The organism is Streptomyces sp. NPDC002788, assembly GCF_053592115.1.
This window is the reverse complement of the sequence record NZ_JBSFVB010000025.1, coordinates 65,138-88,378: the sequence shown is the minus strand read 5'-3', so window position 1 is coordinate 88,378 and position 23,241 is coordinate 65,138. Positions and strand designations below refer to the sequence as shown.

Annotated in this window: 21 protein-coding genes and 3 pseudogenes; 12 read left to right on the top strand and 12 right to left on the bottom strand. The window is 72.2% G+C overall.

The window, feature by feature from the left end; all coding sequences use genetic code 11:
• Positions 1-689 precede the first annotated feature (689 nt).
• The 3 genes and pseudogenes from ACWD1U_RS33895 to ACWD1U_RS33885 form a co-directional block, all read left to right on the top strand.
• A complete protein-coding gene (locus ACWD1U_RS33895) occupies positions 690-1,076 on the top strand; it encodes a HEAT repeat domain-containing protein (protein ID WP_451113195.1) in 387 nt (128 codons plus the stop codon).
• 15 nt (positions 1,077-1,091) lie between these two features.
• Positions 1,092-1,262, top strand: coding sequence for a hypothetical protein (locus ACWD1U_RS33890; protein WP_451113194.1), 171 nt, complete (start codon positions 1,092-1,094; stop codon positions 1,260-1,262).
• Positions 1,263-1,387: 125 nt separating this feature from the next.
• Positions 1,388-1,579: pseudogene (locus ACWD1U_RS33885) on the top strand (hypothetical protein); the annotation flags it as partial.
• Between the two features lie 113 nt (positions 1,580-1,692).
• Here the strand turns inward: ACWD1U_RS33885 and ACWD1U_RS33880 are convergent.
• On the bottom strand, positions 1,693-2,625 hold the full coding sequence (locus ACWD1U_RS33880) for a glycoside hydrolase family 16 protein (protein ID WP_451113193.1): 933 nt from the start codon (positions 2,623-2,625) through the stop codon (positions 1,693-1,695).
• Positions 2,626-2,842: 217 nt separating this feature from the next.
• Here ACWD1U_RS33880 and ACWD1U_RS33875 point away from each other — a divergent pair.
• Positions 2,843-2,982: pseudogene (locus ACWD1U_RS33875) on the top strand (IS5/IS1182 family transposase); the annotation flags it as partial.
• Between the two features lie 124 nt (positions 2,983-3,106).
• Here ACWD1U_RS33875 and ACWD1U_RS33870 read toward each other — a convergent pair.
• The 4 genes and pseudogenes from ACWD1U_RS33870 to ACWD1U_RS33855 form a co-directional block, all read right to left on the bottom strand.
• A pseudogene (locus tag ACWD1U_RS33870) lies at positions 3,107-3,249 on the bottom strand (sulfite exporter TauE/SafE family protein); the annotation flags it as partial.
• Between the two features lie 79 nt (positions 3,250-3,328).
• Positions 3,329-4,042 carry a cation transporter gene (locus tag ACWD1U_RS33865; RefSeq protein WP_451113192.1) on the bottom strand — a complete coding sequence of 238 codons (714 nt, stop codon included), beginning with the start codon at positions 4,040-4,042 and terminating at the stop codon, positions 3,329-3,331.
• Complete coding sequence (locus ACWD1U_RS33860) at positions 4,042-4,377, bottom strand: ArsR/SmtB family transcription factor (protein ID WP_451113191.1); 336 nt, start codon at positions 4,375-4,377, stop codon at positions 4,042-4,044. The genes ACWD1U_RS33865 and ACWD1U_RS33860 overlap by 1 nt, the downstream gene beginning before the upstream one ends.
• Positions 4,378-4,769: 392 nt before the next feature.
• Positions 4,770-5,579, bottom strand: coding sequence for a shikimate dehydrogenase family protein (locus ACWD1U_RS33855; RefSeq protein ID WP_451113190.1), 810 nt, complete (start codon positions 5,577-5,579; stop codon positions 4,770-4,772).
• A 159-nt stretch (positions 5,580-5,738) separates the two neighbouring features.
• Between ACWD1U_RS33855 and ACWD1U_RS33850 the strand changes: the two genes are divergently transcribed.
• From ACWD1U_RS33850 to ACWD1U_RS33840, 3 genes are all read left to right on the top strand, one after another.
• Positions 5,739-6,491, top strand: coding sequence for a siderophore-interacting protein (locus tag ACWD1U_RS33850; protein WP_451113189.1), 753 nt, complete (start codon positions 5,739-5,741; stop codon positions 6,489-6,491).
• Between the two features lie 62 nt (positions 6,492-6,553).
• A complete protein-coding gene (locus ACWD1U_RS33845; RefSeq protein ID WP_451113188.1) occupies positions 6,554-7,600 on the top strand; it encodes a 3-dehydroquinate synthase family protein in 1,047 nt (348 codons plus the stop codon).
• Positions 7,601-7,649: 49 nt separating this feature from the next.
• The gene (locus tag ACWD1U_RS33840) at positions 7,650-8,699 is read left to right on the top strand and encodes an aldo/keto reductase (RefSeq protein WP_451113187.1); all 1,050 of its coding nucleotides are present in this window, start codon (positions 7,650-7,652) and stop codon (positions 8,697-8,699) included.
• Positions 8,700-8,754: 55 nt separating this feature from the next.
• Here the strand turns inward: ACWD1U_RS33840 and ACWD1U_RS33835 are convergent, their stop codons facing one another.
• The 7 genes from ACWD1U_RS33835 to ACWD1U_RS33805 all read right to left on the bottom strand — a co-directional run bounded on the left by ACWD1U_RS33835 (position 8,755) and on the right by ACWD1U_RS33805 (position 17,437).
• A complete protein-coding gene (locus ACWD1U_RS33835; protein WP_451113186.1) occupies positions 8,755-9,783 on the bottom strand; it encodes a methyltransferase in 1,029 nt (342 codons plus the stop codon).
• Positions 9,784-9,894: 111 nt separating this feature from the next.
• Complete coding sequence (locus tag ACWD1U_RS33830) at positions 9,895-11,319, bottom strand: FAD-binding oxidoreductase (RefSeq protein ID WP_451113185.1); 1,425 nt, start codon at positions 11,317-11,319, stop codon at positions 9,895-9,897.
• Positions 11,316-12,662 (bottom strand): sulfate adenylyltransferase subunit 1, encoded by a 1,347-nt coding sequence (locus ACWD1U_RS33825; protein WP_451113202.1) that lies wholly within the window; start codon positions 12,660-12,662, stop codon positions 11,316-11,318. The genes ACWD1U_RS33830 and ACWD1U_RS33825 overlap by 4 nt, the downstream gene beginning before the upstream one ends.
• Before the next feature lie 8 nt (positions 12,663-12,670).
• Positions 12,671-13,558, bottom strand: coding sequence for a sulfate adenylyltransferase subunit CysD (gene cysD / locus ACWD1U_RS33820; RefSeq protein WP_451113184.1), 888 nt, complete (start codon positions 13,556-13,558; stop codon positions 12,671-12,673).
• Positions 13,555-14,118 (bottom strand): adenylyl-sulfate kinase, encoded by a 564-nt coding sequence (cysC, locus tag ACWD1U_RS33815; RefSeq protein WP_451113183.1) that lies wholly within the window; start codon positions 14,116-14,118, stop codon positions 13,555-13,557. Before cysC ends, cysD begins: the two co-directional genes overlap by 4 nt.
• Complete coding sequence (locus tag ACWD1U_RS33810; protein WP_451113182.1) at positions 14,115-15,779, bottom strand: FAD-dependent oxidoreductase; 1,665 nt, start codon at positions 15,777-15,779, stop codon at positions 14,115-14,117. Before ACWD1U_RS33810 ends, cysC begins: the two co-directional genes overlap by 4 nt.
• 17 nt (positions 15,780-15,796) lie before the next feature.
• Positions 15,797-17,437, bottom strand: coding sequence for a carbamoyltransferase family protein (locus ACWD1U_RS33805; protein ID WP_451113181.1), 1,641 nt, complete (start codon positions 17,435-17,437; stop codon positions 15,797-15,799).
• Between the two features lie 615 nt (positions 17,438-18,052).
• Here ACWD1U_RS33805 and ACWD1U_RS33800 point away from each other — a divergent pair.
• From ACWD1U_RS33800 to ACWD1U_RS33780, 5 genes are all read left to right on the top strand, one after another.
• Complete coding sequence (locus tag ACWD1U_RS33800) at positions 18,053-19,393, top strand: alkaline phosphatase family protein (RefSeq protein WP_451113180.1); 1,341 nt, start codon at positions 18,053-18,055, stop codon at positions 19,391-19,393.
• Between the two features lie 71 nt (positions 19,394-19,464).
• Positions 19,465-19,818, top strand: a complete 354-nt coding sequence (locus tag ACWD1U_RS33795; protein WP_451113179.1) for a hypothetical protein — start codon at positions 19,465-19,467, stop codon at positions 19,816-19,818.
• On the top strand, positions 19,815-21,257 hold the full coding sequence (locus tag ACWD1U_RS33790) for a hypothetical protein (protein WP_451113178.1): 1,443 nt from the start codon (positions 19,815-19,817) through the stop codon (positions 21,255-21,257). The genes ACWD1U_RS33795 and ACWD1U_RS33790 overlap by 4 nt, the downstream gene beginning before the upstream one ends.
• Positions 21,254-22,462, top strand: coding sequence for a cytochrome P450 (locus ACWD1U_RS33785; RefSeq protein WP_451113177.1), 1,209 nt, complete (start codon positions 21,254-21,256; stop codon positions 22,460-22,462). The genes ACWD1U_RS33790 and ACWD1U_RS33785 overlap by 4 nt, the downstream gene beginning before the upstream one ends.
• Positions 22,459-23,217, top strand: coding sequence for a 4'-phosphopantetheinyl transferase family protein (locus tag ACWD1U_RS33780; RefSeq protein WP_451113176.1), 759 nt, complete (start codon positions 22,459-22,461; stop codon positions 23,215-23,217). The genes ACWD1U_RS33785 and ACWD1U_RS33780 overlap by 4 nt, the downstream gene beginning before the upstream one ends.
• Positions 23,218-23,241: the final 24 nt, after the last annotated feature.

Here is a 23,241-nt window from a genome sequence, read left to right as displayed (position 1 = left end):
CACGCCCGGATTTGGTGCCGGTCGGCGGCAGGTGGCGCCTGAGTGTTTCGCATCGTTCGATGGCTTGCGGGCTCCAGCCTGCATCCCCGGCGCCGGCTCGGGCCGAACCCGTCACCCGGTCGAACCGGCCGGTGAACGGCGGCCCCCGGAGACATGGCTCGATAAGACCTGGGGCGCCGAACCTCGGTGCCGTCAGGTGAGGCGGGCCGACCGCCTGGAGCCTGCTGCCGGACGGCGCCTCCGACCTGTTCCGCGAGACCTACCAGCCAGACCCGGACGCGGTGACCTCATGCCGCGCTCGCGGCTTGGCGGTGCTGCGCGCCCTCAGCGGCATCCACGCGTCAGCCACCTCACAGACCGGTCGTCCACGGCCACCCCGGAGGCCCACCTGGGGCCACCCGCCCACGCCGCACCGCAACATCCCACCGCATCGGTTCCATCGCACCACTGACCATCATGATCACGTCCCGGTCAGGAAGGGGACATCGAAGTCGGCTTCGCGGCCGGCTCTGACGACTACATCACCAAGCCGTTCAGTCCGCGGGAGCTGTCCAGCCGAGTCACCGCGCTGCTCAACCGGGTGGAGCGGTGATCCCCACCCACTTGGTCAGCGGCGCTGCTGTTTCTGTCGGCCCACCCGGCGCCGGGTCGCGGCAGGGCTGGAGCCCCCGCACCCCCTGGCGAGTGCCGTGGCGATCGGGGTGCTCGGCGCCATGAGCGCGGTCTCCCGGACATCCGGGATCGCCCGCGCACTGCGCGAGGACCTCTCCGTCGATGTGCGGATCAAGGCGACACGCGCGCTGGGCAGGCTGGGTATGCCCGAGGGCCTTCAGCCGCTGCTGGTGGCCGTCGCGACGGGTGGGCCGGTTGCCCTGCGCGTCGCGGGGGCCGGTGCTCTGGGGAGTCAAGGGGCCGTCGCGGCGACAGAGGGGCTGGCGGGGCTGCTCGGTGACCGCGCTGCATGTGGCGGCCAGCTCGGCTCGCTCGCTGCTGCGGCTCGGCGGGCCGCGCTGCGCGCCTCGACTCACAAGCGCTGCTCGCGGTGGCCAATCCTCAGCGACGATCCGATGCGGTAGTGGGCGACCGGCGGTGTGGTCGGCCTCGCCAACGGCTGCACCGTCGTGGCCGGACGGGTGGTGGAGGCGCACGCCCCCCGGAACTGCTCCTGGATCGAGTCGGGAGCGTTCATCTTCCGCAGGACGCCGATCGACCTGTGCCGCCTGGTGGCGTCGGCAGCCGATGTGATCCCGCTGGCCCCGTAGCGCCGCGGTGGCATAGGAGATGAGGTGCCCCGAGCAGCCGCTGATCCTGGAGGTGGACGGCGAGCAACTCGCCCGGCTCCTGCTGAACCTGCTGTCCAAGGCGGTGGAGTTCCCCCCGCGGGGACGCGGTAACCGTCCGTGCCGACGCCTGGGACGGGGAGGCCGCCCTGAGTATGAGCGACACCGGCATCAGCATGCCCGCGGCCGAACGGGACGAGCTCTTCCAGCGCTTCTTTCGCGCCTCCAACGCCGCCGACGCGGCCATCCCCGGAACCGGTCGCCATCGTGCGCACGATGGTGGCGAACCACGGTGGTGAGATGCAGCTGAGCTCCGAGGAGGGCCGGGGCACCACGATCACCGCCCGGCTGCCGCTCGTCGGCCCGGGCGGCGCGGCGGACGCCGTCTGACGACGTTGGCGCGACCGCCGGTTCAGACGGTGTCCTCGAACGTCACCCCCCGCGCCCGGTAGTCGTTGACGGCGCCCTGCACCTGGGCCGGAGTCAACACCTGGTCCTTGAGGTGGTACACGTAGTCGACCCTCTGGTCAAAGGCGCGCGACCGCTTGCTGTTCGTGCCCAGCAGGTCGATCAGCCAGTGGTTGAAGCGGATGTCCATCGACGTCTCGGGCAGGTACGGCTCCGTGTGGGAGGCGAAGAGCCTGCCGTCGATGTAGTAGTTGATGCGCTCGGTGTCGACCGTGATGACCAGGTCGTGCCAGCCGGCGAAGCCGGCGCGCTCCTGGGTGGTGATGGCGACAGACTGCCAGGGGTTCTCCTGGTACGTTTCCCACGAGGTGGCCAGCAGGGCGCTGCCCGGGATGCCCCATCCGCCGTTGGGCAGGTACTCGAAGTCGAGCTCGCCGTAGTCCGGGTCCATGGGGTAGTTCAGCGGCGTGATGGTGAAGAACGCCTGCACCATGCGGTCGCCGTCCGGTCCGAACACCGGGGCGTCACTGAACTGGACGCGTGCGGCATAGGTGCCGCGGTGGAACTTGCGCTGGTGGTAGATCTCCGTCTGCGTCGTGCCGGAGGCCGTGCCGTTGGTGCCGGCGCGCAGCCTCATGATCGAGTTGCCGGACTCAGTGGCGAAGGTGATGTCCTGCGGTCGCCAGGTGGCGCCCGGAACACCGGGTCCGCCCTGACCGGACTTCAGGGTCCAGCCGCGCTGGGTGATCCGCGGATCGGTGTAGTCGGTGTAGTCGAAGTCGTCGAACAGCGCCTGGCTGACGATGGGTTGGGTGACTGCCGAGCTCTGGGCGGCGTCGGCCCTCCCGGCCAGGGCGGCGAGAGCTGCGCAGACCAGTCCGGTCGCGGTAAGCGCGAGAGCGGTCGTTCTACGCAGAGGCAGGGCGAATCCGGTCATGGGTGGACTGCCTTTCGTGGGGGCGGCAACGCGTGTGGCGGCCGCAGTCCGCATGCGCAAACGGCCCGTGCCTCAGATGACGCCGGTGCGTCGTTGAGCGTTGCACATGACAAACTGAATCGCTGTCAGGAGACTGACATAAGAAAACCTGAGCTCGACAGGGCCTGGTGACCGGATCACCCGAATGCGTGACGCGTCGTTCGGTCCGTGCGCGACGATGCCGGCCCTGGCCGAGTGGGTCACCATGTTCATCGCCACCCGCGAGGGTGACCGTCGCTGCAAGCTCCAGCCCTGGTCGGGCTGGTGTACCTGTCCCGGCACGACACCTCGCGCAGACCGAGGTTTTGGACAGGGTTTGTTGTTGTCCGTCGTCCAGTGCGAAACGCTCGTCGAGGGAGCTCCGTCGTGGATCCCCAACCGGAAGGATCAGCTCAGGGTCTGACCGGCGTAGAGGGCGCCGAGGGCTGCGGCGAGGGTGCCGAAGGTTGGCCGGTGTGACGGCCGGGTCGGGCACGCCGAAGAAGCCAGCTGACCCGGGAGCAGGAACACCGCTCCGGACACGCCGACTGCAGCGGTCACTGTTGCGATCAACAGCCTGGTGCCAGCCCCCCCGCCACTGTCCAGACCGTCACCCTCCGCCCGTAGCCCGCCCGGTCAGTATCAGAGCGGCGGGCGCCCATGGGCCCTTCCTGCAACACGATGTTCATGGACAGCAGGTGCAGCCGGGCCGGCAACCGCACACATCTGCGTCGTCGTGCGAGGAGACGGGCGCGGGGATGGTTGTCGGGGCGCAGCAGCCCTTGCCCTGCCAGGCATCGCGTCCTTCCTTGACGGCGATGACGGCGATGACCAGGGCGGCGACCGGGTCGGCCCAGGACCAGCCGAGAGTGGCGTTGAGGATCAGGCCGGCCAGGAGTACGGCCGAGAGGTAGGTGCACAGCAGGGTCTGCTTGGAGTCGGCGACCGCGGAGGCGGAGCCGAGTTCCCGTCCGGCGCGCCGCTGGGTGGCGGACAGGAAGGGCATCACCGCCAGGGAGAGGGCGGCGAGGACTATGCCGGTCAGGGAGCGTTCGGCCTCGCTGGTGCCGGTCAGGGCGCGGACGGCGTCGACGGTGACGTAGGCGGCGAGCAGGAAGAACGACACCGAGATGATCCGCAGAGTGGTCCTCTCGCGGGCTTCGCGTACGGCGTGGTCACGGGCGGAGAACTGCCAGGCGACCGCGGCGGCGGAGGAGACCTCGATGACAGAGTCCAGGCCGAAGCCGATCAGGGCGGTGGAGGAGGCGAGGGTGCCGGCGGTGAGGGCGACGGCTGCCTCGATGACGTTGTATGTGATCGTCGCGGTGACCAGCAGGCGTATGCGGCGGGTGAGCGTCTCGCGGCGGGCCGGGGAGGAGCCGAGGGATATCGCGGTCATCAGCAGCAGCCCTTTGACTCCGCGTTCGGGCAGGTCTTGTCCGCCTCCACGGCGACCACTGCGGCGCGCAGGTCGTCGAGGGCGTGGCCGAGGCGTTCATCGGCGAGTTCGTAGCGGGTGCGGCGGCCGTCGGGCACGGTGACGACCAGGCCGCAGTCACGCAGACAGGCCAGGTGGTTGGACAGCCGGGTGCGGGATACGCCGAGTTGGTCGGCGAGGTCGGCCGGGTAGGCGGGGGCCTGGCGCAGAGCGAGCAGGATCCGGCAGCGGATCGGGTCGGCGAGCGCGCGGCCGAAGCGGGCCAGCACGTCGATGTCGGAGGCAACGGTCAGCACACCACAACAGTACAGAACATCGTGAATTCAGGAAATGCTGGACTGTGCTGGCGTTCATGGCGGACGACGGGCGGCCCGGTTGTTTCCGGCCGCAGAGGCTGGTTGCGGATCCAAGGCGCGAGATGTTGAACCCAACGCCGCTTCTGTAAGGCCACTTGACGAGACCGAAGAATGCTCTCGACCTGCGACTTCATCCAGCACGCGCCGGGCGGCCGGATCGCTTACGGAAGCGGCGTTGGTTGTTGAACCAGTCCGACACCTCGGCCCTGCATGGTGGTACGTCAGCTTGTCGAGAGCCCTTTCTGCTCTCTCGAGCGGCGATTTCTGCTTGTGGGCAGGTCGGCAGCCCGGCCTCCGATGCCGGAGTCTGTCGCTGCACCCTCGTGTTTCGGTCAGGAAGGCTGTCTGCCGAGGCCAAAGAAGTCCAGGTACAGGTCAAGTTGGTGGGAAAGCATCGCAGAACCGTAGTGCACCTTGAGGCCGTGCTTCTCCGCTGTTCGCAGCAGCGCAGTGCGCCGGGGCTTCATCACGATGTCGACCACCACCGTGCTGCTGGGCAGGAGCGCCGGATCGAAGGGCAGGGGATCCTCGGGGCGCATGCCCAGCGGGGTCGCGTTCACCGCCAGATCCGCCGCCACGGGACCCGCGGCGCTGTGGAGGCGCCCCGTGAAGTGCGGTGACAGCCGCTCGGCAAGCGTGCGCACCCGGTTCTCGTCCAGGTCGGTGATCGTGAGTTCGGCATCGGCCGACAACAGGGAGACGGCGATGGCGCTGCCCGCCCCGCCCGCGCCGACGAGCCAGACGTGCCGGCCCGCCGGTTCGTGCCCGGCCGCGCGTAACCCCCGCACGAAGCCCTCGCCGTCGAAGTTGTCGGCTTGCCACCGTCCGTCCGGGGCCCGGCGCATCGCATTCGCGCCGTTGCTGAGCGCCGCCGTGGGACTCACCTCGTCGGCCAGGTCCAGGACGGCCCTCTTGTGCGGCACGGTGATGAGTAGTCCGTCGACGTTTCCGGTGCTCTGCAGTCCCCGGACCACGGCGGCGAGTCGCGCTGGTGTGGCGTGCGCCGGCACCAGCACCGCATCGATGCCGAGCCGGGCGAACAGAGCGTTCATCATCGAGGGTGCCTGCACCTGCTCGACCGGATCTCCGATCACGGCGAACAATCGGGTACTCCCGGTGATGAGTTGGTGTTCCGATGTCATACCGAACCCTCCGACATCCTTGGCCAGGTCCCGGTGCGCCCCGAATCCCGGGAACCCTAACCGTGAGCCGCCAAGGGATCAACGGGGACTCGTGCGCGGGCGGCATACTGAACGGCGGCGGGGGCCGACCGGTCGAGGGAGCCAAGGAAGGCGGAACGGGTGAGTCTTTCTGACATGCCGCGGCGCGGCGCGGGGCAGGGGCGGCGGTTCCATGACACCCGGATGCTGGATGTGAAGGTCGCCGAGGTGCGCGACGTCACCCCGGCCATGCGGGAGCTGACTCTCACGGGGCCCACGCTCGCGGTCCTGCGCAGCAAACCGGGCGCGCACCTGCCTCTGGAGGTGCCGGACGTGGACGGCGTACCGCGGCTGCGGACGTACTCCGTGTGGAGGCACAGTCCGTCGCGCGCCACGCTGACGCTGCGGATCGCGCTGCACCGGCCGGGGGGCCCGGGCAGCCGGTGGGTGTTCTCCGCGGTGACGGGGGACCGGACCCGCCTGGGCGTGCCGCGCAATCGGATCACGTTGGAGCCCCGGGCCCGCTACCACGTCTTCATCGGCGAGGAGACCGGCGCCGTACCGCTGCTGACCATGCTGGCAGCGCTGCCCGCGGGAGCGGCGGCCTGCGGGGTGCTGGAGACCACCGGGCCGGACGGCGAGTTCTCCGCACCGTACGGTCCGCGCGGTCTTCCCTGGGTGCACCGGGGCCGCGCCTCCGCCGTGGGGTCGCGGGTGCTTCTGGAGGCCGTACGGCGGCTGCGGCTGCCGCCCGAGCCGGGCATCGCCTATGTCGCGGGTGAGGCGACGACCTGCCGGGCCGTGGTGCGCCACCTGTGCGGTGAGCGGGCCTGGCCGCGTTACGCGGTGAAGACCCAGGTCCACTGGGCGGCGGGGCGGACCGGCATCCTCTGAGACAGGCCGGCGGTGCCGGAAGCGCCCTCGCGAGGGGCGGACGGGACGTGTATAAAGAGCAGATGACGCGTACACGGCACGCAGCTGGCGTGCAGCGCATCGACGTACCACTGGGAGCGCGCTCCTACTCCGTGCACATCGGCCCCGGAGTCCGCGGCCTGCTCGCCCCGCTCGTCCGGGACCTCGGGGCACGCCGGGCCGCCGTCGTCACTGCTCGGCCCGTGGACGAGGCGCCCGATCCGGGTGTTCCGGCGCTGCGGCTGCCGCTGCCCGACGGCGAGGACAACAAGACACTGGCCACAGTGGAACGGCTGTGCGGCGCGTTCGCCGACTTCGGGCTCACCCGGACCGATGCGGTGGTCTCCTGCGGCGGCGGTACCACCACCGACACCGTGGGCCTCGCGGCTGCCCTGTACCACCGCGGCGTTCCCGTGGTCCATCTGCCCACCACGCTGCTCGCCCAGGTCGACGCGAGCGTCGGTGGCAAGACGGCGGTGAACCTCGTACAGGGCAAGAACCTTGTCGGCGCCTACTGGCAGCCTGCCGCGGTCCTCTGCGACACCGACTATCTGCGCACCCTGCCCGAGCGTGAGTGGCGCAACGGCTACGGCGAGATCGCCCGCTGTCACTTCATCGGTGCCGGCGACCTGCGCGGGCTGCCGCTCGTCGAGCAGATCGCCGCGAGCGTACGTCTGAAGGCCTCCGTGGTGGCCGCGGACGAACGGGACGCGGGCCTGCGGCACACGCTCAACTACGGCCACACCCTCGGCCATGCGCTGGAGCGCGCCACCGACTACGCGCTGCGGCACGGTGAGTGCGTGGCGATCGGCACCGTGTTCGCGGGGCGGCTCGCCGGTGCCCTCGGACGGATCGGGCCCGACCGGGTCGCGGAGCATGAGGAGGTCGTACGCGCCTACGGATTGCCCGACGCCCTGCCCGCAGACGTCGACCCCACGGCCCTGATCCCGCTGATGCGGCTCGACAAGAAGGCGACGCGCGGCCTGTGTTTCGTGCTCGACGGGCCGGGCGGTGTGGAACTGGTGCAGGACGTACCGGAGGCCGAGGTGGCCCGCACGCTCGCCGGCATGCCCCGCACCGGCCGGTCCTAGCGAGGCATGCCCCGATCAGCAGTCGAGACGACCGGAGGACGGAAGACGCATGGAACGGCGCATCCTCGGCGGTACCGGGATCTCGGTCAGCGAACTGGCCCTTGGCACCATGATGTTCGGTTCCTGGGGCAACCCCGACCGGCAAGAGGCGCGCACGGTCATCGGCATGGCCCTGGACGCGGGGATCAACCTGGTGGACACCGCCGACATCTACGGCGAGGGCGGCACCGAGGAGATCGTCGGCGAGGCGCTCAAGGGCCGCCGCGACGATGTCGTCCTCGCCACTAAGTTCCACGGCCCCATGGGCCCTGACCCCAACCACCGTGGAAGCTCCCGGCGTTGGATCATGCGGGCCGTCGAGGACAGCCTGCGCCGGCTCGGCACCGACCACATCGACCTTTACCAGGTGCACGGAGTCGACCCCGACACCGACATCGACGAGACGCTCTCCGCGCTGTCGGACCTGGTGCGGGCGGGAAAGGTCCGGGCGATCGGCACCTCCAACTTCCCCGCCGACCAGCTTGTCGAGGCCCGCTGGACCGCCGAGCGCCGCGGCCATGTTCACTTCCGCTCCGAGCAGCCCGCGTACTCCATCCTCAGCCGGAGCGTGGAAATGCACGTCCTGCCGACCGCACAGCGGCACGGCATGGGCGTCCTCGCCTGGGGCCCGCTGAGCGCGGGCTGGCTCTCGGACCGCGACTCCACGCCCGGGAAGGGCCGTACGGTCCTGGAACCGCAACGGTTCGACCCCACCGTGCCCGCGAACGGGGCCAAGGCACGGGCGGTGAGCCGGCTGCGCGCGCTGGCGGCGGAGGCCGGGATGCCGCTCACCCATCTCGCCCTGGGCTTCGTGCAGGCCCACCCGGCCGTGACCTCGGTGATCATCGGGCCCCGGACCGTGGACCAGCTCACCGGCCTGCTCGCCGGTGCCGGGACGGTCCTGGACGACGAGATCCTCGACCGGATCGACGAGATCGTGCCGCCCGGCAGCGACGTCAACCCCGCCGACAACCACGCCGTGCGGCGGCTGCTCGCCGACACGGCGCGGCGCCGGCGGCCGGGCCTCCGCGGGACCGTACGGGAGACGGCCCGCCGCTGAACGGGGGCGCCCCTGCGGAACCGGGATCCGTGCGGGGCGCCGGCCGCTCGGGCGCTCAGGCCCGGACCGTCTCCAGAATCCGCAGATCGCCGCCGACCGGGATGCTGCGCCGCACCGTGAGACCCGCTCGCTCGGCCAGTTCCCGGTAGTCCGACTCGGGCCGGTCCTGGCCGCCGACCAGCACAGTCAGCAGCAGCCCCCGGAACAGCGCCTCCTGGTCGGAGGTCTCGTCCACCATGCTCTCCATGATCAGCAGCGGTACGCCGGGGCGCATGGACTCCCGGATCCGGGCCAGGATGCGCACGATGGTGTCGTCGTCCCAGTCGTGCAGCGCGCGCTTGATCGTGTACACGTCCGCGCCTGCCGGTATCTCCTCGAAGAAGTCTCCGGCGACCGACTCGTACCGCCCTTCGACGCCCGCCTTGGCCAGGAGCTCCTCGGCCAGCGGCACGATCTCCGGACGCTCCAGGACGGTGCCGCGGACCGTCGGGTGCTCGGTGAGGACCGCCGCCAGCAGACTGCCGAGCCCGCCGGCGACGTCGACCACGTGAGCCCCGGCCGGAAAGTCGTAGGCGCGGGCTATGCCGGCGCTCTCCGCCTCCGAGACCGTGCTCATCGCCGCGTTGAACCGCTGCTTGGCGTCGGGGTCGCTCTTGGTCAGCTCCCAGAAGGAGATCCCGTTCGCCTTCTCGAAGGACGACTCGCCGGTGCGCACCGTGTGCAGCAGGTCGCCCCACGCGGCCCAGTGCCAGTTCGCCGCCATGAACCGGGCGTCGGTCGACTCCGGACTGCCCGGCTCGGTGACCAGCACGGCCGACAGCGGCGTCTGGGCGTAGGTCTGCCCGTCCGGCAGCCGCCGGAACACCCCGAACGTGCTCAGCGCCCGCAGCAGCCGGCCCAGGGTCGGTGCGTGCGTGCCGGTGTGCTCGGCCAGGTCGGCCACCGTACGCTCGCCCTGGGCCAGCAGGTCGGGTATGCCCAGTTCGGCGGCGACATGGACGGCCCGCGCCCGCCACGCCCCTTGCAGCAGCTCGATCATCTGCCGGTTGACGCTCTGGTCCACGGTCTTGACGTGCTCGGTCATGGCAATCTCCGCAATCGCTCGTCGGTGTGATCGGCTGGGCAGAGCGGGGCGCGCAGGGCGGTGGGAGGGCCAGGCCTAGGGCCTGTCCGGCGGATCAGGGCCGGACAGGCCCTAGTTCCCGGCCGCCCGCGGCGGGATGTTGTGGTTGAAGCGGAACATGTTGCCCGGGTCCCAGGCCGTCTTCAGCTCGACCAGACGCTCGTACGCCTCGGCCGTGTACGCCTCCCGCACGTAGGTGGGGTCGGTGTGGGCGATGCCCGCCATGAAGTTGAGCAGGCGCGTGCCGGTCGCCCACGGCGCGAGCGTCGCCACGACCCGGTCGTGGCCCTCGTACACCGCCTCGTCCTCGCCAATGCCGAGGACCCCGGCCGAGTACACCTGGAAGCGCGCCTCGGGGAAGTGCGCGACCGAGTTGGGCACCTGCGGCGGGCGGGCCAGGGCGCCGCCGAGGTTGCGGACCTCCAGGCTGACCGCGCTCTTGGTGCCGGGTCCGACCAGCCCCAGGATCGCTTCGACCGTGTCCTCGTCCAGCGTGCCGAGCTGGAAGTTGTTGATGTGGTAGGAGCCCGAGACCGGCGGGTCGTTGTGGATGGTGCCGACCTGCGTGTACGGGATGTCGGTGACGGTGTCCAGCAGGACCGGCGCCACCTCGCGCAGCGGCCGGATCAGACGCTCGCCCTCCGCCGGGTCGCCGGCGTAACTCAGCCGCAGGTGCAGGGCGAAGCGTCCGCGCAGCTCCTCGGGCACGCCGTCCACGTCCGGCCAGTCCAGCATGAAGAAGGAGGAGGCCATCTCCTCCGGCATCTCGGTGACCCAGGTGCGGTACAGGTGCAGGGCGTCCCGCACCGACTCGGCCGGGTACCACAGGCCGCCGCCGTACAGCCGGGCGACCTCCATCAGCTCGACCTCGAGCGCGGTCACCACACCGAAGTTGCCCTTGCCGCCGCGCAGCGCCCAGAACAGGTCCGGGTTCTCGTCCTGGTCGGCGACGCGGAGTTCGCCGTCGGCGGTGACCACCTCGATGCACCGGACGCGGTCGGCGGCGTAGCCGTAGCGCCGGGAGAGGACACCGATGCCGCCGCCCAGCACGTAGGAGACGGCACCGACGAAGGGCGCCGAGCCGTTCAGCGGGGCGAGCCCGTGCTCGGCGGCGAGCGGGATGACGTCCTGCCACAGCACACCGGCCTCAAGCCGTGCGGTGCGCCGCTCGGGGTCCACCCGGACGCCGTTCATGGCGCGGGTGGACAGGTACACCGAGTGCTTGTCGGCGGGCAGGCAGGCACCGTGCCCGGTGGCCTGGACGGCGACGCCGAGCCCGTGGTCGCGGGCGAAGCGGACCGAGGTCACCACGTCGTCGGCGTTCGCCACGGCCACGACCAGCGCGGGCCGGTGCTCGACCGCCCGGTCGAAGCCGTCGATGTGCTCGGCGTAGCCGGGCTCGCCCGGCAGGTACACGGAGCCCTTGACGTCCTCGGTGAGCCGCCGGAGGCTCTCCGGGGACGGAGCCGCCTTGTTCGCCGGGTTCAACTCGCTCACTGGCATTCCTCTTCCTCATCGTCCGACGCTGTGCGGGTGCGGGCGGCACCCGTGCGGTACACCGGCCCAGGACCCGCCATGCAGGCGGCGAGCGTACTGCCGTCGGCCGGGTCGATGATCAGTAATGAGCCAGTGCGCCTGGAGTCCCGGTAGGCGTCCGGAGCGAGGGGTTCGGCCGTGTGCAGCACCACGCGCCCGATGCCGCCCGCGTCGAGCCGGTCCGGTGCCGGCTCCTCGTCCAGCAGGCTCGGGCCGAGCCGAGCGGGGATGTCGGCGACCAGGGCTCGCACGGTTCTCGTGGTGTGCTTGACCAGGACCCGGTCGCCCCGGCGCAGCGGGCGTTCGTGCAGATGGCAGACGGTGGCCTCGACGGTGCGGGTGAGCGGCGGCTCCTGCCCGGCGGGCACGATCAGGTCGCCGCGCGCCACGTCGACGCTGTCGGCGAGCAGCAGCGTGACCGACTGCGGCGCCGAGGCCCGCTCCACCGGTACCCCCAGGGCGTCGATGCCGCTGACGATGGTGGTCGACCCCGAGGGCAGGACGGTCACCCGGTCGCCGACGCGGAACGTGCCCGCGGCGATCCGGCCCGCGTAGCCCCGGTAGTCGGGGTGTTGCGCGGTGCGCGGCCGGATGACGTACTGGACCGGGAACCGGGCAGCCGCCCCGGCCGGTTCGCGGGCCGGCGGCACGTTCTCCAGGTGGTGCAGCAACGCGGGGCCGCCGTACCAGGACAGCCGCTCGGAAGGGGTGACGACCTGGTCGCCGAGGAGGGCCGACATCGGGATCGCGGTCGTCTCGGGGACGCCCAGTCTGCGCGCCGTCTCGGTGAACTCCCTCGAGACCGCGGTGAACTCGGCTTCCCCGTAGCCGACCAGGTCCATCTTGTTGACGGCGAGGACGACGTGCGGGATCCGCAGCAGCGCGGCCACGGCGGCATGCCGGCGGGTCTGCTCGACGACGCCGTTGCGGACGTCGACGAGGATCACCATGAGGTCGGCGGTGGACGCGCCGGTGACCGTGTTGCGGGTGTACTGCGCGTGCCCCGGGGTGTCGGCCATGACGAACCGGCGCCGGGGCGTGGCGAAGTAGCGGTGCGCCACGTCGATGGTGATGCCCTGCTCACGTTCGGCCCGCAGCCCGTCGGTGAGCAGCGCGAGGTCCGGGCCGGCCCCGATGGAGGCCCGGCCGATCGCCGCGAACTGGTCGGCGAGGACGCTCGCGGAGTCGTACAACAGGCGCCCGGCGAGCGTGGACTTGCCGTCGTCCACGCTGCCGGCGAGGGCGAACCGCAGCAGCGCGGTGTCCGCGGGGGGAGGCGCTGCGTCAGCGGGGACCGTAGTGATCGGCACGGCTAGAAGTACCCTTCCCGCTTGCGGTCCTCCATGGCGGCCTCGGAGACCTTGTCGTCGGCGCGGGAGGCACCGCGTTCGGTCAGCGGGGAGGCCACGATCTCCCGGAGGACCTCCGCCACCGTGGTCGCCGCGGAGTCGACGGCCCCGGTGCAGGACATGTCGCCGACCGTGCGGTAGCGAACCTGCCGTTTCTCCACGCGCTCACCGCGCCTGGGCCCGCCCCAGTCGCCGGCGGTGAGCCACATGCCGTCGCGCCGGAACACCTCGCGGCGGTGGGCGAAGTAGATCTCCGGCAGCTCGATGCGCTCCCGGCCGATGTACTGCCAGACGTCCAGCTCCGTCCAGTTGGAGAGCGGGAACACCCGGACGTGCTCGCCCCGGGTGTGCCGGCTGTTGTACAGCTCCCACAGCTCGGGACGCTGCCGCCGCGGATCCCAGCCACCCAGCTCGTCGCGCAGGCTGAACACCCGTTCCTTCGCACGGGACTTCTCCTCGTCGCGCCGGGCGCCGCCGAACACCGCGTCGAAGCGGTGGGCCTCGATGGCGCGCAGCAGGCACGGGCTCTGCAGGGCGTTGCGGCTGCCGTCGGGGCGTTCCGCCAGCTCCCCGCTGTCGATGCTCTCCTGCACCGAGGCCACGTGCAGCCGCAGCCCGTACCGGGCCACCGTCCGGTCGCGGTAGGCGATCACCTCGGGGAAGTTGTGCCCGGTATCCACGTGCAGCAGAGGGAACGGCAGCGGCGCGGGGGCGAAGGCCTTCAGCGCGAGATGCAGCACGACGGCGGAGTCCTTGCCGCCGGAGAACAGCAGCACCGGCCGCTCGCACTCGCCGACCGCCTCCCGGATGATGTGGACGGCCTCCGACTCCAGTTGGGCCGTGTGGTTCACGCGAGCCCCCGCTCCCTCAGCAGGCCGAGCAGCAGAGCGGCCGACTCCTCCGGGCGCTGCCGATGGGCCGGGACGGCGAGGTCGGGTGAGCGGGGTGCCTCGTACGGGTCGTCCACGCCGGTCAGCCCGACCAGGTCGCCCGCCGCCCGGCGCGCGTACAGCCCCTTCACGTCCCGCTCGGCGCACACCTGGACCGGGGTGGCGACATGGATCTCCAGATAGGGGGTGCCGGACTGCTCGTGGCGCTTGCGCACGGCCTCCCGGGCGTCGGCGTAGGGGGCGATCACCGGCACCAGTGCGAGGATGCCGTTGCGGGCCAGGATCTCCGCGATCAGGCCGACGCGCTGGACGTTGGCGAACCGGTCCTCCCGGCTGAACCCCAGGTCGGCGGTGAGTAGGGCCCGGTTCTCGTCGCCGTCGAGGACCTCCACCCTGCGGCCCTGAGGCGTCAGCCGGCGGGCCAGCTCGATGGCAATGGTCGACTTGCCGGCACTCGGCAGCCCGGTGAGCCACACGGTCCCACCGGGCCAGCAGGTGCAGTAGGGGCTTGGGTGCTTCATCGGCCACTCCGCAACGTCAGGGGATGGGTGCCGGTGCGGGCCGCGACCGGGCGGAGGATCCTCCGTACGGCCGTGGCCAGCAGATGGTGTCGCCGGGCCCCGGTCGGGGGCGCGGCGGCGGTGCAGCGCCAGGCCACGAAGCCGTCCGGCCGCACCAGCAGGGCGCCGCCAGGGCCGGTGCCGCAGACCTGGGCGAGGGGCACCGGGGGGCGCAGGGCCCGGGCGGTGACCGGGACCGTCAGCTCCCGGGCGACCTCGGCCGCCGTCTGCCGCCAGCCGTCGTCGCCGCAGAGCAGGAGCAGCCGGGGGCCGCCGGCGGCCGGCGCGCACAGATCGAGGACCGAGCCCTGCCCGGGGCCGCCGCCCGGCCCCGGGGTGAGCGGCAGGTGCGGCAGCCGGGTGCCGGGCGCGCCGGAGAGCTCGAAGGTGGCGGGAAAGGGGTCGCCGGGCCCGGCCGCACCGCCGATCACCGCGGCCGAACGGTAGCGGTAGCCCATGATGATGGTGCGCGGATCGCGCACCTCGGCGCCGAGCCGCTCGCCCGGGACGCCGTCGAGCAGCAGGGCCTGTTCGGCGGTCGCGACGCCGACCGGGCGGCGTTCGGCGTCGTAGCTGTCGAGCAGCGCGGGACCGGCCCAGCCGTGTAGCACCGCGGCGAGTTTCCAGGCCAGGTTGTGCGCGTCCTGGATGCCCGCGTTGGAGCCGTAGCCGCCGGCGGGCGGATGCAGATGGGCCGCGTCGCCGACGAGGAAGACGGGCCCCTCGGAAAAGCGCTCCGCGATCCGGTGCCGGGCCCGCCAGTGGAAGGTCGCCGTCAGCTCCACCGGGATGTCGTCGGTCCCGAGCGCGGCCCGCACCAGCTCCAGGCAGCGCCCGGGGTCGGGCTCCCGGCCCAGGCCGCCGACAGCCTCGCTCTCCACGGCCGCCGCCCACCGGTGGTCCGCGTCGAGTTGCATGACCGCGCCGGTGAACCCCGGGTTCTCGATCATGCTCATGAAGAACCGGCGGCCCTTAAGCAGCGGGGTGAGGTCGGCCCGGAACAGGATGCTGGTGCGGCGCGCGATCGTGCCCAGGCCGCCGCGCGCGATGCCGGCGGCCTCGGGTATCCATCCGTGCGCGCCGTCCGCGGCGACCAGATACCGCGCGGTCACGGTCTCCGTACGGCCGTCCGCGCGGCGGATCCGCGCCACCACGCCGTCGTCGCGCACCGACAGCCCGCTCAGCTCCTGCCCGAACCGGACGTCCGCGCCCGCCCGTACGGCGGCCTCGCGCAGCAGCGGTTCCGTGCGGTGCTGTCCGCACCAGAACGGGGGACACGGCCCCGGCACGGCGAGTTCCTTCTCCCCGGTCTCCAGTACCTCGGCGGCGTCGAGACCGGACAGCGAGGGAACGCCGATCACCGTGCGGGGCAGCACCCGGTGCGGCTCGGTGAGCACGCGCGGATCGTCGCCGGCGACCACCTCGAACCCGGCCGCCGTCATCGCCTCCTGGAGCCCGGCCTCGCGCAGCAACTCCATGGTCCGCCGCGTGACATGGGTGGCTCGGGGCAGGGTGGAGGTGTGGGGCCGGCGTTCCACGAGCCGCACCGCGACCCCGGCGCGGGCCAGGAAGAGCGCGGTCGCCAGTCCCGTGGGCCCGCCCCCGACGACCAGTACGGTCATGGCCGCAGCCCCTCCGTTCAGGCCTTGCTCACCAACTGGTCGCCAACGACGAGATGGTCGAGGTTCATGGCCGCGAAGGCCTCGACGGCCTCCTGAGGGGTCTCCACGATGGGCTGGCCCGCCACGTTGAAGGAGGTGTTGAGCAGCACCGGGCAGCCGGTCAGCCGCTCGAACTCGCCCAGCAGCCGGTACACCGCAGGGTTCTGGTGCTCCTCCAGCGTCTGGTGCCGGGCCGTGCCGTCCACATGGGCCGCCGCCGGGATGGCGTCGGGACGGGTGACCTTCGTGACGATCAGCATGTACGGCGAGGGCTGCCCGAGGTCGAAGAACTCTCCGCTGCGCTCGGCGCGGATGATCGGCGCGTACGGCCGGAACCACTCGCGGAACTTGACGTTCTCGTTGAGGTGGTCGCGCACGGACGCCGGGAACGGGGCGGCGAAGATGCTGCGGTGCCCGAGCGCCCGCGGACCGAACTCGCTGCGCCCGTCCCACCAGCCCACGATCCGGCCCTCGGCCAGCAGCGTGGCGACTTCGCCGGGGAGGTCCTCCGGGGTGCGGGCGGGCAGCCCCGAGGCGGCGACGGCCTCGCGGGCCCGGGAGCGCGGGTACTCGGGACCCAGGTAGGCGTTCTTCAGGGCGGGCAGCTCCGCCATCGGCACGCCCTCCAACTCGTGCAGCCCGTAGTAGGCGCAGCCGAGGCTGATGCCGTTGTCTCCGGCGGCGGGCACGACGAAGAGCCGCTCGAACGGTGTCTCCTTCAGGATCCGGCCGTTGGCGACGCTGTTGAGGCCGACGCCGCCCGCGATGCACAGATCGGTCAGCCCGGTCCGCTCGTGCAGCGCGCGGGCGCAGTGCACCAGGGCCCGCTCCAGCACCTCCTGGGCGGCGCGCGCGATGGCCGCCCGGGTGTCGAAGTCGGCGTCCTGCGCCAGCCGCCCCAGCAGATGCGAGACCTTGCTCGCGGAGATGCTGACGCCGCCTGCGGGCAGCAGGGTGACCAGCTCCGCCAGGTCGTCCACGAACCGCTCGTCGCCGTACGGCGCGAGGCCCATGGTCTTGCCGTCCTCGCTGACCGGGAAGCGGGTCTTCGGTCCGGTGTAGGCGAGCCCGACGGCGAGGCTCGCGGTGCGGTACAGATGCCCTAGCGAGTTGTCGGTCTCGCCGGGCTGGTAGTAGGCGCTCTCCGAGCCTGCGTCCACCACGTGCGCCCCGCTGACCCGGTCGAGCAGCCGTATGCCCTGCTCGTCGGCGACGAAGGAGCTGATGGTCTCCGCCTCCCGGGCGGTGGCCCCCGACTTGTCGCCGACGGTGAGACTGCCGGAGTTGTCGCACACCAGTACCGCGGCCCGGGACATGCCGGAGGCGCCGAACGCGCTGTAGGCGTGGGCCAGGTGATGGTTGATCACTGTGACCCGTCGCCGGAAGGAGTGGTAGAAGGGCCGGGGTACCAGCTCGCAGGCGACCACGTGCTCCACCTCGGCCGCGGTGGTGCCCAGTTGTCCCAGGCATGCCTGCCGGCTGACGCCCGCCAGCAGGTCCGCGCCCAGGCCGTACTTGCTGCGCATGAGCCGTTCCTCGTCCACCGCGACGAGCCGGCTGCCGTCTGTGGCACAGGAGGCCCAGTCGTGCCCGGATCCACCTAAGCCCAACACGGTCATATCGTGTCCTTTCCGGTGTGAGGGACATCGATCGGGACATGCGACGGCTGACGCCCGAGCCGGGGAGTCGCCATGGGCGGCCGGACGGTGGTCGAACGGTCCGGCCCCGCGCCGAAAAGATGACGCGCGTGCCACCGGTCCGCGACGCATGCACCGGCCCGGCTGAGAACGCCAAGGGTGTGAGCGACGTACCGGACAGCCTGCGGACGGCGAGAGGGACGCTTCGCGAGAACGGCGGTCAACGGGAAATCGGGAAAGCGAACGGACAGCCGCACTGTAGTCAACCGGCGTCGAGCACTGTCAAGGAGGCGTCCCCTCCGCCACCCGTAGTTGACTGAAACACCCATCACCGGCAGCCGGTTGAGGGCCGCCCCGGGGCCGCCGCCGCCCGGTAGCGGCCTTCTCTCAGCGGCAGAGGGCACTCCTTTCGGCCATCATCATTCGGCGGGGCATACGACACCCGGATCCGCATGTACCGTGCAGTGCTGTCGGCATGGCACCTGGACGTGCGGCACGACCCGTCCCTTGGCCCCGCCGGGTGCCCGAAGCGCAGCTCATGACCGTTCCCACTCCGCAAGCGGCGATCCCCTGTACGGCTGGACGAGGGAGTGCTGGGTGACGAAGCAGCATCGAACGATAGTGATCATCACGGAGGGCGCGGCTCCCGCCCTGCTGGACCGCTGGTGCGAGGCGGGTGCTCTTCCCGGCTTCGCCCGGCTGCGCCGCGAGGGCGCGCACGGCCCCCTCTCCGCCGAAGGCACCCCCTACGAACCACCCGGCCTGCTCAGCGTGCTCACCGGCAGGCGAGCCGCCGACCACGGCTTCTTCTCGTACTGGACCTGCCACGACCCCGAGTACTCCCCGCAGGTCCTCGGCTCCAGGGACCGCCGCCACCCGCTGCTCTGGCACCACCAGGCGTTCGCCGGGCTCAGGTTCGTCAGTATCGGCGTCTTCGGCACCCATCCCGTCGAGCCGATGGACGGCGCGCTGATCAGCTATCCGATGTACGCCACCCTGCACGCCTGCCACCCGCGCGATCTGCAGCGCCGGCTGGCGAAGCAGGGCATCCGGCCCGTGCACGACGTCTCCATCTTCTGGACCGGCCAGCCACGCGAGCAACTGCTGCCCCAGCTGCTGGAGGCCGACCGACAGCGCGGCAGGGCCGCCCTCGCGCTGTTGCCCGAGTCCGACGTCGTCATCGTCAACCTGACCAGCATCGACCGCACCTCGCACATCTACTGGCAGGAGCTGGAACTCGGCCCCGAACACGAGCGGGACAGCGCGGTGTTCGCCGCGTACCGGACGTGCGACCAGGTGATCCAGGACGCCCTCGCCGCCGCCGACGACCACACCGACGTGCTGGCCTTCTCCGAGATCGGCTTCGGACCGCTGCGCGCCTACTGCTCGATCAACGACCACCTGGCCGAGGCCGGTCTCCTCGCCACCGGTGCGGAAGGCCGCATCGACTGGTCCGGCACCCGCGCCTTCGAGGCCGTCCAGGGCACCCACGGCATCAACATCAACGTCCGCGACCGGTACAAGCACGGCACGGTCGGCCAGGGCGAGTACGAGCAGGTCCGCGACGAGGTGCGCGGCCTGCTGCTGGACACGGTCAACCCCCGTACCGGGCGGCCGTACTTCGCCGCCGTGCGGACCCGCGAGGAGGTGTACTGCGGAACGGCGACCGCGGGGGCGCCCGACCTGATCCTGGAACCCGCCGACTGGCGCTACCTCCCGCTCGGCGACCCGCAGTGGGCCGGCCATGTCCACCGGACCTGGCAGAGCGGCTGGCATCGCAGAGAGTCCTACTGGGCCGGGCTCGGCCCCGGCTTCGTCCCCGCGCACACCGACGACACCCCCGCCGCCCCGGTCGACATCCCGGCCACCCTGGCCACCCTCCACGGCCGCCCGGTCCCGGCCGACTGGCCGGGCCGCCCGCTGGGCACCTCCGCCTGAACGTCCGACGAGCCTACGGCCGGCCGTCTGTCCTCCCGTCCGTTTCGTCCCCTTCCCCTGGAGGTCCGCGCATGCGCGACATACGACCACCCGAACGGCGGCGCGAACGGCGCCGGACCGTGACCGAACCCCCGGCCGGAGTCGACCGGGAGGCGCTGGCCCGCCAGGCGGCCTATGAGGCGTGGGAGCCACGCTCGGCCGACACACTGCCCTCGGCGGTGCCGGCCGGCCGCACCCAGGAGGAACTGCTGCGCGCCGCGCTCACCGAGGGGGCGCTGGGCGGCCCCTGGGAGCGCGACTTCCCGCGGTACGCCTGGTACCGCACCGACGACGTCGTCCAGGAGTTCCGTCTGGCCGGCGCGGATCCGGGCCGCTACACCGGCTACACCCTGCACCCGAGCGAATGGCCGGAGGGACTCGCATGAGCACACTTCCCGAGTTCTCGCTAGTCTGGAAATGGCAGGAACCGCCCACGGACGTCCGTGATGAGCGGGCCGTGACCTGGGCCGATGTGGAGATGAGCATCGGCACCCACACCCCGCTGACCAGCGTGGAGGACCCGGCGACGGGCACGGTGCGGCCGTACACGACCGGCTCGCTGTACCCCCTGGCCGAGTGGATCGCCTTCAACTGGTGGTCGCTGACGGCCGACGCCCGCCCCGGCACCCAGATCTCCCAGCTCCGCTTCGCCTACAAGAACGGCGTCGGCGACCAGCGCGGCTCCTGGTGGCAGCGGTCGCGGCGGCACATCATGCGGGCCGCCTGCGACGGATTCCGCTGGCCTGACGTGCTGTTCGTGCCCGAGGGACGGCAGACCCGGATCGTGTGGATGCCGGACGGCGGTCCCGACCCCCGGCCCGGTCCCCGCTATCTCGCCCGCGGCAACCTCGTCGTCGGTTCCGAGGCACTCGCCGAGACCCTGCGCGGCTTCGTGGACGCCGTCGTCACCCGGCTGACCGAGTGGGGCGTCGACGACACCCCGCTCCAGCAGGAATGGACCGCGCTGCGCGGCACCGGTGAGGACGAGGCCGCCTTCTGCCGCGCCGCGGCCCGGCTCGGTCTGGACCCCTACACGGAGGCCGAACCCCATGCCGACGCCATCCGGCGGGTGGTGCGGGAGCTGCCCGAGCCGCACGCCTTCGACTTCCTCAACGGCGTGCGCCCCGAGCGCATCACGGACCAGCTCGCCTGGCTCGAACGCGCCCGTGAGGTCGCGGGGACGGCGCCGCCCGGCCGCCCGGCCGATCCGGCCGTCGCCGAACTCCGTGAGGTGTGCGCAGACGTCCGCGAGACCTTCTTCGCCCCGGGCCGCCTCGACAACGCCTGGCACCTCGGCTACGAACTCGCCCGCCGGGTTCGCGCCTGGGCGGGGGTGTCGGACACCGAGCGGTTCGAGACAGATGCGCTGCTCACCTACGTCACCGAGCAGACGCCGTACGTCGACCGGGGCCTGGTCGCCTTCGGCCGCCGCGAGGGCGCCCAGGGACCGGTGCTGGTCTCCAGCCGGCGCTACACCGAGCGGCCCCGCCGCTTCCTTCAGGCCCGCGCCATCTGCCACTTCATCTGCGACAACGACCCCGACTTCCTCATCGTCGCCGCGCACACCCACCGCCAGCACCTGGCTCGCGGCTTCGCCCTCGAACTGCTCGCGCCCGCCCAGGGCGTGGCCGAGCTGCTGGGCCGGCCGGACGGGCTGGTCACGGCGGAGGACGTCGAGCAAATCTCGGAGGACTACGGCGCCGGCACCATCGTGGTGGAACACCAGCTGGACAACCAGGTACTCGCCCAGGACTTCCCCTTCGAGCCGGTGGAGCCATCGGTACGGCGCGCCACACCCGCCTATCCGCTGGGGGCGGCCCGGTGAGCGCCACCGCGGGCGAGATGTTCCCCTATCCCGCGGGCCCCGGCGGCACCGTTCCACCGCAGTACGCACGGCTGCTCGCCGAGGAGCCGGTCTCCCGGGTCCGGCTCGCCGACGGCAGCGCCATCTGGCTCGTCACCCGGGACGCCGACGTGCGAGCCGTCCTGACCGGCCCGGTGTTCAGCCGGGCCCGGGCCGCGGCCCTGCCGGGCACCGGCCTCGGGCGGGGCCAGGGCACCGGGATCGTGGACCTCGACCCGCCCCGGCACACCGTCTTCCGCACCCCGGTCGCCGCGGCCTTCTCCGCCGAGCGCACGGCCCGGTGGCGGGGCCGCATCGAGGAGATCGCCGCGCATCTGGCCGCGTCCCTCGGGGACATCCCGGAGCCCGTCGACCTGGCGGACTCCTACACCGCACCGTTCGCCGGCCGGGTCGTCTGCGAGCTGCTGGGGTTCGACGGCGACGGGTGGCGGGAGATCACCGGCGACGTCGAGACCCTGCTGATGTCCGGTGGCGCCGACGGACCGGAGCAGGAAGCCTGCCGGACCCGGCTGGCGAAGGCGTTCAACGGCCTCCTTCAGGAGCGCCGGGCGCGTGACGGCGACGACGTCGCCGGAGTCCTGCTGGGGCTGGACGACCCGGACGCCGAGGGCGGGAAACTCACCGACGAGGAACGGGTGCTCCTGCTCCACGGGCTGGTCATCTCCGGCTTCATCGGGGTGCGTGACCTGCTCGCCCGCCATCTGTACGGCGTGCTGGCCGACCCCGGCGTCCGGGACCGGCTGGTGCGGCGGCCGGAGCTGATCCCGGGCGCCGTGGCCGAGCTGCTGCGGTTCTACCCGTCCAGCAACGACGGCTTGCTGCGGATGGCCACCGAGGACGTCGAGCTCTCCGCAGTACGCATCCCGGCCGGCGCCGCGGTACTGCCCCTGGTCTCGGCCGCCTGCCGGGACCCGCGCGTGGTCGACCGGCCCGGCGAACTCGACGTCGAGCGGCCGCAGACGCCCACCCTCGCCTTCGGCGCCGGACCCCACCGGTGCCCTGCCACCGACCTGGTCATGGTCCAACACGCCGCCGGAATCGGTGAGTTGCTCGCCGCCCACCCCCGCATCGGGCTGGCGGTGGCGCCCGACGAGGTGGCGCACACCTCCCAGCTGCTGCCGCTCGGGGTCGCGGCCCTCCCCGTACGGCTCGACACGGCGCCGTGAGCCCGCAGGCCGTGCCCGTGCTGCTGTGGTGCGTCTCCACCCGGGCCCCGGACCGGGTGGTGCGCGCCGCGCGGCGGCTGCTGCCCGCGGCCGACCGGGAGCGCATGGCCCAGTTGAGGTCCCGGACGGACCAACACGCGTTCGCCCTCAGCCAGGCCGTGCTGCGCCGGTGCCTGGGCACCCTGATCGGTGAGGCACCCGAGGACCTGCGGTTCACCCGGCAGGACAACGGCAAGCCCGAGGTGGCCGGCGCCGGGCGGGGCTCGGGCCTGGCCTTCAACTTCTCGCACACGGCGGGCCTGACCCTGCTGGCGGTGACCTGGGGCGGACCGGTCGGCACCGACGTCGAACGGGTACGGCAGGTCGCCGCCGCGCGGATCGCCGCCCGGTACTTCCCCGCCGACGAGGCCGCCGCCGTCGCGGCCCTGTCCGGGCACGAGGCCTGGGACCTGTTCTTCCGGCTGTGGGTGCGCAAGGAGGCCTGCGTCAAGGCCTGGGGCGGTCGGCTGCGGGAGGGCATGCGGGCCTCCGTCCAGCCGGCGCGTCCGGGCCCGGCGGCCGTGCGGGGCCCGGACGCGCGGCTGTGGCGGGTGTGGGACCTGGCCTGTGTGCCCGCCCCCTACCGTGCCGCGGTCGCCCTGCCGGAGGGCACGCGTCCCGGCGCACTGACGGTCCGCCAAGTGACCGTCGGCGAACTGCTGGAGAGCGGACCGACCGCCGGGCGGGGCCGGCGGTGCGACCTGGCGGCACCCTGACCGCACCGGACGAGTGGGACCAGC